Origin of the sequence: Streptococcus fermentans (assembly GCF_040888305.1) — a bacterium.
Lineage (GTDB): Bacteria > Bacillota > Bacilli > Lactobacillales > Streptococcaceae > Streptococcus > Streptococcus fermentans.
Genome location: NZ_JBFNFG010000012.1, coordinates 18,250 through 35,038, shown reverse-complemented (window position 1 = coordinate 35,038; position 16,789 = coordinate 18,250). Strand labels below are relative to the sequence as shown.

Sequence of the window (16,789 nt, the reverse complement as noted above, 5' to 3'; positions counted from 1 at the left end):
AACTTTGAGGTTTTAGAGCTATGTTGTTTCGAATGGTTCCAAAACAGTGCTTATCAAGGTGATGTATCGATTGGTGTTTTAGAGCTATGTTGTTTCGAATGGTTCCAAAACTTCCATTCAGGAACAATATCACCTTCGTTCGTTTTAGAGCTATGTTGTTTCGAATGGTTCCAAAACAATATCTACACCATAATGTTCAACTAAGTCGTTTTAGAGCTATGTTGTTTCGAATGGTTCCAAAACCCGCTTGCTTACGTCGAGCGCATGCTTGTTGTTTTAGAGCTATGTTGTTTCGAATGGTTCCAAAACTTAATATTACGAGACCATCCAATGCACTCTGTTTTAGAGCTATGTTGTTTCGAATGGTTCCAAAACCCTCGCTTTCCTCGTCATACCTAACTACAGGTTTTAGAGCTATGTTGTTTCGAATGGTTCCAAAACAATTTTTAGGATCAGGTGGAATTGAATCAGGTTTTAGAGCTATGTTGTTTCGAATGGTTCCAAAACTATGATAATTCGTGATTACACTCGTTATCGGTTTTAGAGCTATGTTGTTTCGAATGGTTCCAAAACCCTAGCACCGTTTGGAACGCTTCCTGATTTGTTTTAGAGCTATGTTGTTTCGAATGGTTCCAAAACAGAGTTCTACAACTACACTAGGTAAACCAAGTTTTAGAGCTATGTTGTTTCGAATGGTTCCAAAACCAAAACATTAATTTACAAAGCAAGAAATGGGTTTTAGAGCTATGTTGTTTCGAATGGTTCCAAAACATACCAAGGAAAAGTTGAATCAGATTGTAAGTTTTAGAGCTATGTTGTTTCGAATGGTTCCAAAACCAAATATTTGCTTCTTACTGTGTATTCTGTGTTTTAGAGCTGTGTTGTTTCGAATGGTTCCAAAACTTGGACAGATTATATTCTTGTCTATTTCAGTTTTAGAGCTGTGTTGTTTCGAATGGTTCCAAAACGGTTCAAGTATAATCATCTACAACACAGCAGGTTAAAATAAAGCTTTGTCCGTACATAACTTGAAAAAAGTGAGCGCCGATTCGGTTGCTAGGAAGTCATCCGCAAAGATGGCTTTTTCGTTTTAAAGAGAGATGAAGCAGGCAGTCTTTAAAATCATAAAAACGCATATTACTAGGCATTTAAAAACCTTGATATTATGCGTTTTATAACAGAAATATTTTATTTTTCCATTCTCTCCTAAAATTGAGTTTATCACTCCGCTTATAGACTGTAATCCAAGCTTTCTCCTACTGTTCTTCATGTTCGGATAAAAAGTAATAAGTCATAGTACCGAAGATTGATCCTACTCCAAGTCCTACTAGTAGGAAAAGTGCGATCATTTTGAGTTCTAGAAACTGCAAAAAGAAATCTGTAATCGAGTGATTTTCAAGGATTACTTTTTTGGAAAATAGGATAAATAAGTAGAGAGTTGGGATGCTAGTTCCAACTAACCAACTTCTTAACTTGATTTGGCGCTTGCTGTAAGTGATTTGTGGAATCTCGGATTGATCATCATCTTCTAAGTGGAGCCCTCTAGTAGTATATCTTGCCTTGAGACTGAGGGCAAAAATCATCAAGAAGTAGAGATAGGGCATAGCCGTTCGAACTATCTCTATAAAGCGCCCAAACAACAGATAGAATAGGAAGAGGAAGAAGGAAGAGTAAAAGATTTGGACCATGGAACGGGCGCAAGCCTTGTAGATGACCTCTTGACGGCATTCATCAAAGGGTCCTTGGATATGAAAGAAATTTCGAACTAAGCGAGTTGTTAAGTCTTCTTTTTTCATGGTAGTGACCTCTTAATAACCTTGTTTTTGATTAGCTTCTTTAAAGAGTTGATAGAGAGTATAGAAGTAGACTAGACTAAAAACGATACAGATGGTTAGAAATAGTAGATATCTCCAGTCCATAGAATTCGTTAACAGTTGTGGGAAAGATACGAGGATAAAGCAGAGAGATGCGTTTAAGATGCGTATTTTTTTTGATGTGATTTTCTGAAATCTTTGTCCTTTGTTCAAGACAGGAAGGGCTAAGAGGAAGATGATCAGAAAAGGACGCGTAATTTGGCCATAAACTAGGAAAACTGTCATAAAGATACTGACCAAAATATGACTTAGAATTAAAGTTTGTAGTGATTTCATAAGTTTCCTCCTAATCGTCGTCTTGATCTTCTCTAGCTTTTTGAATACGAAGAGTGACGACAATATGCACTGTTAATCCGAAAAAGAAGGCTGCAACGATGGTCGACAAGATACTTCTGGTATTCAGAAGAGAGGTAAGATAGCTCTTGCTATCATCCATTAGGATATCGAGAAGTGGCATTCCAAACAACATGGCTATTCCATAGATCAGACCAGCTTTAAGTCCGGGATTACGTAACTGTTTCTTTTCCTTCTGGCTCAACATATCAGGATCGATAGCAGCAATACCAGTTTTTTTAGTTTGAGTAGTGACATAAAGAGCACAAACCATGGAAATTAGAAAGATAATGATTGGATATCCAAAAGCGACTACTTGGGGATATCTAAAAGCAAGGACAAAGGGAATAAGATTGCCTAAAGTCATGAGGTAAAAGAGAATCATAAAGACTTTATTTCCGATGTGCTCAGCTTCGCGCCGTTTGTGTTCATCAAGGGGGCCTGAAATGCCATAGATACGTTTGATCAGTTTTTCATAGAGGGGTTCTTTTTTCATTTTTCTTCTCCTTTTTAAAAATCATCCTCCCAAAAGAGACTGTTGAGGTCAGTTTGGAGGCTGCGGGCGAGATTGAGACAGAGTTCCAGGGTAGGATTGTACTTGTCGTTTTCAATCATATTAATGGTTTGTCTCGAGACACCAATATCCTTGGCAAGTTCGAGTTGGGACTTTCCCAGTTCCTTGCGGAATTCTTTCACACGATTCATGCTTCCTCCTTTTTAGTTTGTGTCACATATATTTGACTATAGTATATTCTTTTAAGAACATAATGTCAACTATTTTTGACATATTTTTAAAAGAATCTTGGTGATAATATTTCTATGTAAAAATCTTCTAGCGATTTTATGCTATTTTATGCTATAATGAAGAAAAATAAGAGTGATTTGGATACCCTGAATGCTATCCAATAAAGAAAGGGCAGAAAATGAACCATAAGATTGCAATTTTATCAGACATTCATGGCAACACGACCGCCTTAGCTGGAGTGCTTGAAGACGCTAAAAAATTGGGAGCGACTGAATATTGGCTTCTGGGAGATATTTTTCTTCCTGGGCCGGGAGCAAATGACTTGGTGGCTCTTTTGAAAGACCTTCCCATTACAGCATCCGTTCGAGGCAACTGGGATGATTGTGTGTTGGAGGTTTTAGATGGGCAATATGGTTTAGAGGATCCCCAAGAAATCCAGCTCATGCGATTGACCCAGTTTTTAATGGAGCGAATGGATCCTGCAACGATTACCTGGCTACGAAGCTTGCCTATGTTAGAAAAGAAAGAAGTTGATGGACTGCGCTTTTCTCTTTCACATAATTTGCCTGATAAGAACTATGGTGGTGACTTGTCTGTTGGAAATAACACAGATAACTTTGACAAACTGCTAGATGAGGAAACGGACGTGGCGGTCTATGGGCATGTCCATAAACAGCTTTTACGTTATGGGAGTCAAGGGCAACAAATCATCAATCCAGGTTCGATTGGTATGCCTTATTTTGACTGGGAAGGGCTGAAAAATCACCGAGCCCAGTATGCCTTGCTTGAGGTTGAAAATGGTGAATTGGTCAATATCCAATTTCGAAAAGTTGCTTATGATTATGAAGCAGAGCTAGAATCAGCCAAGACCAAAGGTCTTCCTTTTATCGAAATGTATGAAGAATTACGACGTGAGGACAACTATCAAGGACATAATAGGGAATTACTTGCTAGCCTAAATGAAAAGCATGGCTATGTGGAGGATGTGAAGAATTATTTTGATTTTTTGTAAGAGTTGCTTTAACAAACAAATACTAAATAAAACGATTGGACTAGCCAATCGTTTTTAATATATCTTATTGTAATTGAGATTGATCTGGTAGGTAAGAACCACCGAGATAGGTTTTGCTGAGTTTTTCAAGGGTTCCATCTTGGTAGAGTTCTTTGAGGACCTTGTCAAATTTGTCTTTAAATTCTTTTTGGTCGCTTGAGAAGATAATGTAGTTGTTTGGATTGTCGTTGCTTTCCAAGTCGACTACGTTCAAGTCTAAACCTCGGTCTTGAATAATTTTTTGAACAGAGATTTTATCAAAGATTAGGAAATCAAACTCGCCATTTGAAAGATCAGTCAGACGTTTAGCGACATCCTCACCAGAGTATTGGATGGTGGCAGGATTGTCAGAGTGGCTTTGATTCCAGTCGGTAACGACTTTGGCAGTAGAAGTTCCTGTATCATCCTGGGTTGTTTTACCAGCGATGTCTTGCAGAGAAGTAAGAGTCTTGTCTTTTCTGCTCACGAGAACTAAAGGATTTTTAGCGATAGGTAGGGAGTAGAGGTATTTGTCTGCTCTCTCTTTGGTGTAGCTTAGGTTATTGGCAGCAGCTTGGTAACGGCCAGCATCCACTCCAGGGAAGATACTTTCCCAAGCTGTTTTTTGAAATTCAATCTTGTATTGGTCTAGTTTTTCATCGACTGCTTTTAAAACTTCAACATCATATCCAGTTAGGTTTCCATCTTTTTCAAAATCAAAAGGGGGGATGTCTCCAGCAGTTGCTACGACAATGGTTTTAGGACTAGCAGTGGAAGTAGAAGCACTATCCTGTTTAGATTGTCCACAGGCAACCAACAAGGGACTAATAGCTAATAATAAGAATAATTTTTTCATAAGAGTCTCCTTTACTTAATGGTATCTAGCTTACCAGACAATCAATCAGATATCCAATATATATTTTTTATGGAAGTGATAGAGAAATATTATAATTTCCAGTTTTGTAGTAAACAACTCAAGTAAGAAAAAAGATAATTTGTTTCACTAATGAAAAATCTCTGCAAGCTCTTTCAGAATGTGGTAAAATGGAAGCAATAGAAATAGAAAAGGAAATCAATTATGAAATTTCTTGAGTTAAATAAAAAATGTCATGCGACCAAGCATTTTATTGATAAACCTGTCGATCCGAAGGATGTTCGTACAGCTATCGAAATCGCAACCTTGGCACCAAGCGCTCACAACAGTCAGCCTTGGAAATTCGTCGTGGTTCGTGAAAGAAATGCTGAACTCGCAAAATTGGCTTACGGTTCAAATTTTGAGCAAGTCGCAACTGCCCCTGTAACCATTGCCTTATTTACAGATACTGACCTAGCTAAACGTGCTCGCAAGATTGCCCGTGTTGGTGGAGCAAAGAACTTCTCAGAAGAACAATTACAATACTTCATGAAAAATTTGCCAGCAGAGTTTGCACGCTACAATGAACAACAAGTGAGTGACTACTTGGCCCTTAATGCAGGACTAGTGGCTATGAACTTAGTCCTTGCTTTGACTGACCAAGGAATCGGATCAAACATTATCCTTGGTTTTGACAAATCAAAAGCCAATGAAGTCTTGGAAATCGAAGAACGCTTCCGTCCAGAGCTCTTGATTACAGTGGGATACACAGATGATAAGTTAGAACCAAGTTACCGCTTGCCAGTAGATGAAATTATCGAAAAAAGATAGGAAGAAAAAATGACAGTTATTGATTTTACAGCAGAAGTAGAAAAACGTAAAGAAGACCTCTTGGCTGACTTGTTTAGCCTTTTGGAAATCAACTCAGAACGTGATGACAGCAAGGTAGATGCTCAACATCCATTTGGACCTGGGCCAGTAAAAGCTTTGGAGAAATTCCTTGAAATCGCTGACCGTGATGGCTACCCAACAAAAAATGTTGACAACTATGCAGGACATTTTGAGTTTGGTGAAGGTGAAGAAGTTCTTGGAATTTTTGCCCACATGGATGTAGTGCCAGCAGGTAGCGGTTGGGACACTGATCCTTATACTCCAACCATCAAAGATGGTCGTCTCTATGCGCGTGGTGCTTCTGATGATAAGGGACCAACAACAGCATGTTACTATGGTTTGAAAATCATTAAAGAGCTTGGCCTTCCAACTTCTAAAAAAGTTCGCTTTATCGTCGGAACTGATGAAGAATCAGGTTGGGCAGATATGGACTACTACTTTGAGCATGTAGGACTTGCAAAACCAGACTTTGGCTTCTCTCCAGATGCTGAATTCCCTATCATCAATGGTGAAAAAGGAAATATCACAGAATACCTCCACTTTGCTGGTGAAAACAAGGGTGTAGCTTGTCTTCACAGCTTCACAGGTGGTTTGCGTGAAAACATGGTACCTGAGTCAGCAACAGCAGTTGTTTCAGGGGACTTAGCTGACTTGCAAGCTAAACTAGATGCTTTCGTAGCAGAGCACAAACTCAGAGGAGACATTCAAGAAGAGAATGGTCAGTACAAGGTAACTGTAATTGGTAAATCAGCCCACGGTGCTATGCCTGCTTCAGGTGTCAATGGTGCGACTTATCTTGCTCTCTTCCTCAGCCAGTTTGCTTTTGAAGGACCTGCAAAAGACTACCTCGATATTGCTGGTAAGATTCTCTTGAATGACCATGAAGGGAAAAACTTGAAAGTAGCTCATGTGGATGAAAAGATGGGTGCTCTTTCTATGAATGCTGGTGTCTTCCGCTTTGACGAAACAAGTGCTGATAATACCATTGCCCTTAACTTCCGTTATCCAAAAGGAACAAGCCCTGAGCAAATCAAATCAGTTCTTGAAAACTTGCCTGTTGCTTCAGTTAGCCTTTCTGAACATGGACACACACCTCACTATGTACCAATGGAAGATCCGCTTGTCCAAACCTTGTTAAATGTTTATGAAAAACAAACAGGTCTTCAAGGGCATGAACAAGTCATCGGTGGTGGAACATTTGGACGTTTGTTAGAGCGTGGTGTTGCTTACGGTGCTATGTTCCCAGATTCTATCGATACTATGCACCAAGCCAACGAATTTATCGCCTTGGATGATCTCTTCCGTGCAGCAGCCATCTACGCTGAAGCTATCTATGAATTGATCAAATAATGATATAGAAGTCTGAGATTTAATGCTTAGACTTCTTTTTGGAGGAGAAAATGTCTCAAATTGAAAGAATCAAGCAAGCTATTATAGAGGATCCACAGAATGCCAGCTATACTGAGCAAGGCATTCAACCTCTTTTTGCAGCACCAAAGACTGCTCGAATTAATATCATTGGGCAGGCACCTGGTCTCAAAACTCAAGAAGCAGGACTTTACTGGAAGGATAAAAGTGGGGATCGTTTGCGAGAATGGTTGGGTGTGGATGAAGACACGTTTTATAACTCAGGTTACTTTGCAGTCATGCCTATGGATTTCTACTTTCCAGGTCATGGAAAATCGGGTGACCTGCCACCTCGTCCAGGTTTTGCGGAAAAATGGCATCCAGAACTCTTGAAGGAATTGCCAGATATTCAATTAACACTCTTGATTGGTCAGTATGCCCAAGCCTACTATCTACATGAGAAAGTTAGTGGCAAGGTGACAGACCGTGTGCATCGATTTAAAGATTATTTGCCTGATTATTTCCCTCTGGTACACCCATCACCACGTAATCAAATTTGGATGAAAAAAAATCCTTGGTTTGAGGAAGAAGTGGTTCCAGATTTGAAAAAAAGAATTAAAACTATTTTAGGAGAAAAAGAATGAACGAAATTACTTTTGACGATTTTTATCAGCTTTATCAGAAAGAGTCGCTTTCTGTATTGGATGTGAGAGAAGTAGAGGAATTTGAGGCTCTTCATTTAGAAGGTGCTCTTAATTCCCCTCTGAGTCAACTGGCAGATACTTATGAGCAACTAGATAAAATCCAGCCTTACTACGTGATCTGTAAGTCAGGAATGCGTTCAGCACGCGCTTGTCAATTTTTAGCAGAACAAGGATATGAGGTTATCAATGTCCTAGGTGGCATGGATGCCTTAGAATAAGAAAAATTTCCTTCGAAACCTTTAAAAAATGGGAAGGCTTCGAAGGATTTTTTTGCATTAAAATTCGGAAAATTGAAAACATTTCAAAATTGTTTCGTGACAGCCTTTTCTAGCCTTTAATCATGTTATACTAAGAAAGTATTTTATTTTTAATAAGGAGAGTTTATGGCTAAAAAAGGTGCTTTAACAGGATTACTCCTGTTTGGAATATTTTTTGGAGCAGGTAACTTGATTTTCCCTCCAACTCTAGGCGCACAGTCTGGAGAAAACTTTCTCCCTGCCATTGCAGGATTTGTATTTTCAGGTGTTGGGATTGCCGTCCTAACCTTAATCATTGGAACCCTTAATCCAAAGGGCTATATCTATGAAATTTCTAAGAAAATTTCACCATGGTTTGCGACAATTTATCTTGCAGCTTTGTACTTGTCGATTGGTCCATTCTTTGCCATTCCACGTACAGCAACGACATCATTTGAAGTTGGTATTAGTCCGCTATTAGATCAAGCAGATAAAGGTTTAGGTTTGATTGTCTTCACCATTCTATACTTTGTAGCTGCATACCTAATCTCCTTGAATCCCTCAAAAATCTTGGATCGTATCGGTCGAGTCTTGACTCCAGTTTTTGCCATTTTAATTGTTATTCTGGTTATCCTTGGAGCTTTCAAGTATGGTGGGAACGCACCACAAGCAGCTTCAGGAGCTTATCAAGCTTCCGCCTTTGGAGCTGGTTTCTTAGAAGGATACAATACACTTGACGCGCTTGCTTCGGTTGCCTTCAGTGTTATTGCAGTACAAACCTTGAAACAACTTGGTTTTTCAAACAAGAAAGAGTACATTTCAACCATTTGGGTGGTTGGAATTGTTGTAGCACTCGGATTTAGTGCTCTCTATATTGGATTAGGTTTCTTGGGCAATCATTTCCCAGTAACAGAAGAAGCAATGAAGAGTGGAACTCCTGGAGTTTATATCTTGTCTCAAGCGACTCAAGAAATCTTTGGTTCTACTGCTCAGCTTTTCCTTGCGGCTATGGTAACCGTTACTTGCTTTACAACGACTGTAGGGTTGATTGTATCAACTGCTGAGTTCTTTAACGGACGTTTCCCACAAATCAGCTACAAGGTTTATGCGACTGTCTTTACCTTGATTGGTTTTGCCATTGCAAATCTTGGTTTGAGTGCTATCATTAAGTACTCTGTACCAGTTCTCGTTATTTTGTACCCAATTACGATTGCCATTGTCATGATTGTGATTGTGAACAAGTTTGTTGCTCTTTCTAAACCAGGAATGCAATTAACTGTTGGTATTGTTACAGCCATTGCTATTGCAAGTGTTTTAGGATCTACTTTTAAAGTTGAGGTCCTTGCAAATATCGTGAACGCTCTACCATTTGCGGAGGCTTCTCTGCCATGGTTGGTACCAGCTATTATCGGAATTCTACTTTCTCTTGTTCTTCCAAATAAACAAGAAAGTGAAGCTTTTGAAATGGAATAGAAAAAAAACTTGGCATCGGCCAAGTTTTTTCTATTTAGTCTTAGTTGCTTAGTTTTTTTCTGTATAACCAAGGTCTGTTAACATTTTTTTAGAGGCTTTAAAACTTACGTTTTTTCCAACGCCTGAGTATTCTTCTGGTAAAGCTTTTCTAAGTTCGTCAATGCTTGCAACTGAAAGATCGATTTCAAGATCTTGAACGACTTTACCATCTTTAACTTCGATTGAGAAAGTTACCCCTTTAAGTCCCTTATAGCCTTTGTAGGTTTCTTCAAGAACACTTTTTACAGCATCTGCTGTATTATTGAGGACTTCAGGATCAGCGACATTATGAGCAGTTTGTTTGACAACATTATCACCGTCAACTGTATATGTTAAGGTTGATACGACACCAGGCTGAGAATCGTTCACAAAGGTAGCAGTTTTTAATTCTGATTTCTTTTCAGTAGTGCTAGATTCAGAAGTTTTTACCTCAGTCGTTTCTGGTGTAGAAGAGCTAGAAGAAGTAGTTGAAGATTGTTTTGAACATCCCAACAAGAATACCAAAGGCAAGGCTAAGAGAAGTGTCGTTTTGAAATATTTGTTCATTTTGTATTCCTTTCATCATAATACTTTACTTGATTTTACCATAGATTAATTTTAAAATCAAAGTATTTAAGTTTTTCTTTTTTGCACATACTAAGATGGGAAAAGTGATATAATGGTAACGAGAGGTGAAAAAATGAATCAAACTGTAGAATATATCAAAGAACTAACTGCTATTGCATCGCCGACAGGTTTTACGCGTGAAATTACGAATTATTTAGTTGAGACGCTTGAAAAACTAGGATATCAACCAATCCGTACTGCCAAAGGTGGTGTCAACGTTACTGTCAAAGGTAAAAATGACGAGCAACAGCGTTATGTGACCGCCCATGTGGATACCTTGGGAGCTATCGTCCGTGCTGTTAAACCAGACGGTCGTCTCAAGATGGATCGTATCGGTGGCTATCCTTGGAACATGATTGAAGGCGAAAACTGTACAGTCCATGTGGCTAGCACAGGAAAAACCGTTTCAGGTACGATTTTGATCCACCAAACTTCTTGTCACGTTTACAAAGATGCTGGAACTGCGGAACGTACACAGGACAATATGGAAGTTCGTTTGGATGAAAAAGTGACCAACGAAAAAGAAACACGCGCACTCGGTATCGAAGTTGGAGACTTTATCAGTTTTGACCCACGAACTGTCGTGACTGAGACAGGCTTTATCAAGTCTCGTCATTTGGATGACAAGGTCAGCGCAGCTATTCTCCTTAATCTCCTCAAAGTCTACAAAGAAGAAGGGATTGAACTTCCTGTCACTACGCATTTTGCCTTTTCAGTCTTTGAAGAAGTGGGGCATGGTGCTAACTCAAGTATCCCTAGTCAAGTTGTTGAGTACCTAGCAGTAGACATGGGAGCAATGGGAGATGATCAGCAGACAGACGAGTACACAGTGTCTATCTGTGTTAAAGATGCTTCTGGTCCTTACCACTATGAATTCCGTCAACATTTGGTTGCTTTAGCAAAAGAGCAAGATATTCCATTTAAACTAGATATCTATCCATTTTACGGTTCGGATGCTTCTGCGGCCATGTCAGCTGGTGCAGAAGTCAAACACGCTCTTCTAGGAGCGGGTATTGAGTCTAGTCACTCATACGAGCGTACTCATGTTGATTCTGTCGTAGCTACCGAGCGTATGGTGGACGCTTACTTCAAGAGTGGGTTGGTAGACTAAGATGTGCTTGATCTGCCAACGAATTGAACTCATCAAGTCTGGTGACAATCCTTACTTTGTGAAGGAACTGGAAACAGGCTATGTTGTTATTGGAGACCACCAGTATTTTGAAGGTTACACTCTATTCTTAGCCAAGGAACATGTCACAGAATTACACCAACTAGATCCAAGCGTTAAACTTCGCTTTCTAGAGGAAATGAGTCTGGTTCAGGAAGCTGTTTCTAAGGCTTTTTCTGCTCAAAAGATGAATGTAGAGTTGTTAGGAAATGGAGATGCACATGCCCACTGGCATATTTTTCCAAGACGAGAGGGTGATATGAAGGGACACGGTCTTAATGGTCGTGGTCCAGTTTGGTGGGTTCCATGGGAAGAAATGATTGCTGAAGAATATCAAGTTAAGGGAATTAAATTAGAAGACTTGATTGCAAGATTATCTGAGACTTTAAACCAGATGATTAAATGAAAGGATAACAGATGAAAAAAAGATACCTTATCTTATCAGGATTATTAGCCTTGACATTGGCGGCATGTTCGCAAGAAAAAACAGCAACTACAGAGGCCAAGTCTTCTACAGAACAAAAGACTGTACAAGAAGGAACCGCGGGAAGTAAGTCTCAAGAAGCTAGTCAAAAGAAAGCAGAAGTGGTCAACAAAGGAGATCACTACAGCATTCAAGGAAAGTACGATGAGATTGTTGTCGCTAATAAGCATTATCCTATGTCAAAAGATTACAATCCAGGAGAAAATCCTACTGCAAAGGCAGAACTGTTAAAACTCATTGCAGCTATGCAACAAGCAGGTTTCCCAATTAGTGATCACTATAGTGGCTTTAGAAGTTATGAAACTCAAACTCAGCTTTATCAAAACTATGTAAATAAAGATGGCAAGGCTGAAGCTGACCGCTATTCGGCAAGACCTGGTTATAGTGAACACCAAACTGGTCTGGCTTTTGACCTGATCGAAACAAATGGAGACCTAGTCACTGAAGAAAAGGCAGCCCAATGGCTTTTGGACCATGCAGCAGACTATGGCTTTGTCGTTCGTTATCTAAAAGGTAAGGAAAAGGAAACGGGTTATATGGCTGAGGAATGGCACCTTCGCTATGTTGGCAAAGAAGCCAAAGAAATCGCAGCTAGTGGTCTCAGTTTAGAAGAGTACTATGGCTTTGAAGGTGGAGACTATGTTGATTAGTCGCAAAACATCTTGCAAGATTACTTAAATTTTGATAAAATGAGTAATAATTAAATAGGAATCTGCAAGACTAGTATCTCAGGGGAAGTATATCAGGGAGGAGAGCCGTGACTGAAAGCTCTCTATATGAAAGCTGGGTGAATTCACTTGCCTATAGATTCAGAAATAAAGGTCTGACTTGTCAGATAAAAACGGATGGTACCGCGTGTCAACGCTCCGAGTGGAGTTTTTGGCATGTGGTTTTCTTTTTATCTACGAGAGACTGATGGAGGAATTATGTCAACTATTGAAGAACAATTAAAAGCGCTTCGTGAAGAAACGCTAGCTAGCTTGAAGCAGATTACTGCTGAGAATGAAAAAGAGATGCAAGAATTGCGTGTTTCTGTCCTTGGTAAAAAAGGGTCACTGACTGAAATCCTTAAAGGGATGAAAGACGTTTCTGCTGAAATGCGTCCTGTTATCGGGAAACACGTCAATGAGGCTCGTGATGTCTTGACAGCTGCTTTTGAAGAAACAGCTAAGCTCTTGGAAGAAAAGAAAGTGGAAGCTCAATTAGCAAGTGAAAGCATCGATGTGACACTTCCAGGTCGTCCAGTTGCGACTGGTCACCGTCACGTCCTCACTCAAACTAGTGAAGAAATTGAAGATATTTTCATCGGTATGGGTTACCAAGTTGTGGATGGATTTGAAGTGGAGCAAGACTACTACAACTTTGAACGTATGAATCTTCCAAAAGACCACCCAGCTCGTGATATGCAGGACACTTTCTACATCACAGAAGAAATTTTGCTCCGTACCCACACGTCTCCAGTTCAGGCGCGTGCGATGGATGCTCATGACTTCTCCAAAGGTCCTTTGAAAATGATCTCACCAGGGCGTGTATTCCGTCGTGATACGGACGATGCGACTCACAGTCACCAATTCCACCAAATTGAAGGTTTGGTTGTTGGGAAGAACATTTCTATGGCGGATCTTCAAGGAACCCTCCAGTTGATTGTACAAAAAATGTTTGGTGAAGAGCGTCAAATTCGTTTACGCCCATCTTATTTCCCATTCACTGAGCCATCTGTTGAGGTGGATGTTTCATGCTTCAAGTGTGGAGGAGACGGCTGTAACGTATGTAAGAAAACTGGTTGGATCGAGATTATGGGTGCCGGTATGGTTCACCCACGTGTCCTTGAGATGAGTGGCATCGATGCAACTGTTTACTCTGGTTTTGCCTTTGGTCTTGGTCAAGAGCGTGTAGCTATGCTTCGCTACGGAATCAACGATATCCGTGGATTCTACCAAGGGGACGTCCGCTTCTCAGAACAGTTTAAATAATGATTAGAAAAGTGGAAATAGCAGATGTTGAGGTGTTAGCAAAAATTGCCAAACAAGCCTTTCGTGAAACATTTGCTCATGATAATACGGAAGAGCAGTTACAGGAATACTTTGAAGAGGCTTATAATCTGAGAGTTTTGTTAACTGAGTTGGAAGATCCTGACTCCGAAAGCTATTTCATTATGCATGAAGAGGAGATAGCTGGTTTTCTCAAAGTCAACTGGGGAAATGCTCAAACCGAGAGAGAATTAGATAACGCTTTTGAAATTCAACGCCTCTATGTGCTACAAACATACCAAGGATTTGGACTTGGTAAGCAACTATTTGAATTCGCTTTGGAACTTGCCGAAAAAAATGGTTTTTCCTGGGCTTGGCTAGGTGTTTGGGAGCATAATACAAAAGCTCAAGCATTTTATAATCGATATGGTTTTGAAAAATTTAGCCAACATCGTTTTATGGTTGGGCAGAAGGTAGATACGGATTGGTTACTGAAAAAGAAATTAAGGTAAGAAGATGATTCTTCTTATGAAATGATAGGAAAGGAAAAAAACTAGAGTGGCAACTGTCATTCTGGGAAACTAAATTATGTTAGTATCATACAAATGGTTAAAAGAATTGGTGGACATTGATGTGTCCTCACAAGAGTTGGCTGAAAAAATGTCAACTACAGGGATCGAAGTAGAAGGTGTGGAATCACCAGCTGCTGGTCTCTCAAAAATTGTCGTCGGAGAAGTCTTGTCTTGCGAAGATGTGCCAGAAACACATTTGCATGTCTGCCAAGTCAATGTGGGTGAAGAAGAAGCCCGTCAAATCGTCTGTGGAGCACCAAATGTGCGTGCAGGCATCAAAGTTATGGTGGCTCTTCCAGGTGCTCGCATTGCTGATAACTACAAGATTAAAAAAGGGAAAATCCGTGGCTTAGAGTCACTCGGGATGATCTGTTCACTTGGTGAATTAGGGATTTCTGACTCAGTTGTACCAAAGGAATTTGCAGATGGAATCCAAATCTTGCCAGATGATGCAGTTCCAGGTGAGGAAGTATTCTCTTACCTAGACTTGGATGATGAAATCATCGAACTTTCCATCACTCCAAACCGTGCAGACGCTCTTTCTATGCGTGGGGTAGCGCACGAAGTAGCCGCTATCTATGACAAAGCAGTCAACTTCAAAGAATTTACTTTAACAGAAACAGACCAAGTTGCAGCGGATGCTCTTTCTGTCAGTATTGATACAGACAAGGCCCCTTACTATGCCGCTCGTATCTTGGACAATGTGACCATTGCACCAAGTCCACAATGGTTGCAAAATCTCCTCATGAACGAGGGTATTCGTCCCATTAACAATGTCGTCGACGTGACCAACTATATCTTGCTTTACTTTGGTCAACCCATGCATGCCTTTGACTTGGATACTTTTGAAGGGACTGAAATCCGTGTGCGTGAAGCGCGTGAAGGTGAAACGTTGGTAACCTTGGACGGTGAAGAACGTGACTTGGAAACAAATGACTTAGTCATCACTGTAGCAGACAAACCAGTAGCCCTTGCAGGAGTCATGGGTGGACAAGCTACAGAAATCTCTGAAAAGTCTACTCGTGTCGTTCTTGAAGCTGCTGTCTTCAATGGCAAATCTATCCGTAAGACAAGTGGTCGTCTCAACCTTCGTTCTGAATCATCTTCACGTTTTGAAAAAGGTATCAATGTGGCAACCGTTAATGAAGCCCTTGATGCAGCAGCAAGCATGATTGCTGAATTGGCTGGTGCGACCGTGCGTAAGGGCATTGTTTCAGCAGGCCAGTTGGATACATCTGATGTAGAAGTTTCTTCAACTCTTGCTGACGTTAATCGTGTTCTTGGTACAGAACTTTCCTACGCGGATGTAGAGGATGTCTTCCGTCGTCTTGGATTTGGCCTTTCTGGAAATGCAGATAGCTTTACAGTTAGCGTCCCTCGTCGTCGTTGGGATATCACTATCGAAGCGGATCTTTTTGAAGAAATCGCTCGTATCTATGGTTATGACCGCTTGCCAACTAGTCTTCCAAAAGATGATGGAACAGCTGGTGAATTGACTGCGACACAAAAACTCCGCCGTCAAGTTCGTACCATTGCTGAAGGTGCTGGATTAACAGAAATCATCACCTACGCTCTTACAACTCCTGAAAAAGCGGTCGAGTTTACGATTCAGCCAAGTCATTTGACAGAATTGATGTGGCCAATGACTGTGGACCGTTCAGTTCTCCGTCAAAATATGGTTTCAGGTATTTTGGATACAGTTGCCTACAACGTAGCACGTAAGAATAAAAACTTGGCTCTTTATGAGATTGGAAAAGTCTTTGAACAAACTGGTAATCCAAAAGAAGAATTGCCAAATGAGATCAACAGCTTTGCCTTTGCCTTGACTGGCTTAGTCGCTGAAAAAGACTTCCAAACAGCAGCAGTTCCTGTTGACTTCTTCTATGCTAAGGGAATTTTGGAAGCTCTCTTTGCTCGCTTGGGTCTTGAAGTGACTTATACAGCAACCTCTGAAATTGCTAGTCTTCACCCAGGACGTACAGCCTTGATCTCACTCGGTGACCAAGTCCTTGGTTTCCTTGGTCAAGTTCATCCTGTTACAGCTAAGGTTTACGATATTCCAGAAACTTATGTAGCAGAGCTCAACCTTTCAGCTATTGAGACAGCTCTTCAACCAGCCGCTCCATTTGTGGAAATCACCAAATTCCCAGCGGTGAGCCGTGATATCGCCCTTCTCCTCAAGGCAGAAGTCACTCACCAAGAAGTTGTAGACGCTATCCAAGCTGCAGGCGTGAAACGTTTGACAGATATCAAACTCTTTGATGTCTTCTCAGGCGAAAAACTAGGACTTGGTATGAAGTCAATGGCTTATAGCTTGACCTTCCAAAATCCAGAAGATAGCTTAACTGACGAAGAAGTTGCACGCTACATGGAAAAAATCCAAGCATCACTCGAAGAAAAAGTGAATGCAGAAGTGCGTTAAAAATTTTCAATCCATCCCTAGGGATGGATTTTTTAGTAGAAA

Annotated in this window: 18 protein-coding genes and 1 CRISPR repeat array; of the genes, 12 read left to right on the top strand and 6 right to left on the bottom strand. The window is 40.4% G+C overall.

What is annotated here, in order from left to right; translation table 11 throughout:
* Positions 1-9: 9 nt before the first annotated feature.
* Positions 10-968: a CRISPR direct-repeat array (repeat unit 36 nt; unit sequence GTTTTAGAGCTATGTTGTTTCGAATGGTTCCAAAAC).
* Positions 969-1,256: 288 nt separating this feature from the next.
* The 4 genes from AB2B50_RS09230 to AB2B50_RS09215 are packed head-to-tail and all read right to left on the bottom strand — an operon-like array spanning position 1,257 to position 2,912.
* Complete coding sequence (locus tag AB2B50_RS09230; RefSeq protein WP_320693176.1) at positions 1,257-1,796, bottom strand: DUF3278 domain-containing protein; 540 nt, start codon at positions 1,794-1,796, stop codon at positions 1,257-1,259.
* 12 nt (positions 1,797-1,808) lie between these two features.
* The gene (locus AB2B50_RS09225; RefSeq protein ID WP_061862756.1) at positions 1,809-2,150 is read right to left on the bottom strand and encodes a hypothetical protein; all 342 of its coding nucleotides are present in this window, start codon (positions 2,148-2,150) and stop codon (positions 1,809-1,811) included.
* 10 nt (positions 2,151-2,160) lie between these two features.
* The gene (locus tag AB2B50_RS09220; RefSeq protein ID WP_320693175.1) at positions 2,161-2,703 is read right to left on the bottom strand and encodes a DUF3278 domain-containing protein; all 543 of its coding nucleotides are present in this window, start codon (positions 2,701-2,703) and stop codon (positions 2,161-2,163) included.
* 14 nt (positions 2,704-2,717) lie between these two features.
* Complete coding sequence (locus tag AB2B50_RS09215) at positions 2,718-2,912, bottom strand: helix-turn-helix transcriptional regulator (protein ID WP_006152985.1); 195 nt, start codon at positions 2,910-2,912, stop codon at positions 2,718-2,720.
* Positions 2,913-3,130: 218 nt separating this feature from the next.
* Here AB2B50_RS09215 and AB2B50_RS09210 point away from each other — a divergent pair, with 218 nt between their 5' ends.
* Positions 3,131-3,964: a metallophosphoesterase family protein gene (locus AB2B50_RS09210; protein ID WP_320693174.1), complete on the top strand. Its 834-nt coding sequence runs from the start codon at positions 3,131-3,133 to the stop codon at positions 3,962-3,964.
* A 64-nt stretch (positions 3,965-4,028) separates the two neighbouring features.
* Here AB2B50_RS09210 and AB2B50_RS09205 read toward each other — a convergent pair whose 3' ends face one another.
* Positions 4,029-4,838 carry an amino acid ABC transporter substrate-binding protein gene (locus AB2B50_RS09205; protein WP_075227556.1) on the bottom strand — a complete coding sequence of 270 codons (810 nt, stop codon included), beginning with the start codon at positions 4,836-4,838 and terminating at the stop codon, positions 4,029-4,031.
* A gap of 222 nt (positions 4,839-5,060) precedes the next feature.
* Between AB2B50_RS09205 and AB2B50_RS09200 the strand changes: the two genes are divergently transcribed.
* The 5 genes from AB2B50_RS09200 to brnQ all read left to right on the top strand — a co-directional run bounded on the left by AB2B50_RS09200 (position 5,061) and on the right by brnQ (position 9,486).
* Positions 5,061-5,666 (top strand): nitroreductase family protein, encoded by a 606-nt coding sequence (locus AB2B50_RS09200; RefSeq protein WP_320693173.1) that lies wholly within the window; start codon positions 5,061-5,063, stop codon positions 5,664-5,666.
* 9 nt (positions 5,667-5,675) lie between these two features.
* A complete protein-coding gene (gene pepV / locus AB2B50_RS09195; protein WP_320693172.1) occupies positions 5,676-7,076 on the top strand; it encodes a dipeptidase PepV in 1,401 nt (466 codons plus the stop codon).
* Positions 7,077-7,126: 50 nt separating this feature from the next.
* Positions 7,127-7,717 (top strand): uracil-DNA glycosylase family protein, encoded by a 591-nt coding sequence (locus tag AB2B50_RS09190; protein ID WP_320693171.1) that lies wholly within the window; start codon positions 7,127-7,129, stop codon positions 7,715-7,717.
* The gene (locus tag AB2B50_RS09185) at positions 7,714-7,995 is read left to right on the top strand and encodes a rhodanese-like domain-containing protein (RefSeq protein WP_320693170.1); all 282 of its coding nucleotides are present in this window, start codon (positions 7,714-7,716) and stop codon (positions 7,993-7,995) included. Before AB2B50_RS09190 ends, AB2B50_RS09185 begins: the two co-directional genes overlap by 4 nt.
* A 165-nt stretch (positions 7,996-8,160) precedes the next feature.
* A complete protein-coding gene (gene brnQ / locus AB2B50_RS09180; protein ID WP_049548375.1) occupies positions 8,161-9,486 on the top strand; it encodes a branched-chain amino acid transport system II carrier protein in 1,326 nt (441 codons plus the stop codon).
* A gap of 48 nt (positions 9,487-9,534) precedes the next feature.
* Here brnQ and AB2B50_RS09175 read toward each other — a convergent pair whose 3' ends face one another.
* Entirely contained in the window at positions 9,535-10,071 is a 537-nt protein-coding gene (locus AB2B50_RS09175) for a DUF1307 domain-containing protein (protein WP_320693169.1), read from the bottom strand.
* 133 nt (positions 10,072-10,204) lie between these two features.
* Here AB2B50_RS09175 and AB2B50_RS09170 point away from each other — a divergent pair, with 133 nt between their 5' ends.
* The 6 genes from AB2B50_RS09170 to pheT all read left to right on the top strand — a co-directional run bounded on the left by AB2B50_RS09170 (position 10,205) and on the right by pheT (position 16,747).
* Positions 10,205-11,242, top strand: a complete 1,038-nt coding sequence (locus AB2B50_RS09170) for a M42 family metallopeptidase (RefSeq protein ID WP_320693168.1) — start codon at positions 10,205-10,207, stop codon at positions 11,240-11,242.
* Position 11,243: 1 nt separating this feature from the next.
* The gene (locus tag AB2B50_RS09165; RefSeq protein ID WP_320693167.1) at positions 11,244-11,705 is read left to right on the top strand and encodes an HIT family protein; all 462 of its coding nucleotides are present in this window, start codon (positions 11,244-11,246) and stop codon (positions 11,703-11,705) included.
* Positions 11,706-11,716: 11 nt separating this feature from the next.
* Positions 11,717-12,433 (top strand): LD-carboxypeptidase LdcB/DacB, encoded by a 717-nt coding sequence (ldcB, locus tag AB2B50_RS09160; RefSeq protein ID WP_320693166.1) that lies wholly within the window; start codon positions 11,717-11,719, stop codon positions 12,431-12,433.
* 276 nt (positions 12,434-12,709) lie between these two features.
* Entirely contained in the window at positions 12,710-13,756 is a 1,047-nt protein-coding gene (gene pheS, locus AB2B50_RS09155) for a phenylalanine--tRNA ligase subunit alpha (RefSeq protein WP_000103748.1), read from the top strand.
* On the top strand, positions 13,756-14,265 hold the full coding sequence (locus AB2B50_RS09150) for a GNAT family N-acetyltransferase (RefSeq protein WP_320693165.1): 510 nt from the start codon (positions 13,756-13,758) through the stop codon (positions 14,263-14,265). The genes pheS and AB2B50_RS09150 overlap by 1 nt, the downstream gene beginning before the upstream one ends.
* Before the next feature lie 76 nt (positions 14,266-14,341).
* On the top strand, positions 14,342-16,747 hold the full coding sequence (pheT, locus tag AB2B50_RS09145; protein WP_320693164.1) for a phenylalanine--tRNA ligase subunit beta: 2,406 nt from the start codon (positions 14,342-14,344) through the stop codon (positions 16,745-16,747).
* Positions 16,748-16,789: the final 42 nt, after the last annotated feature.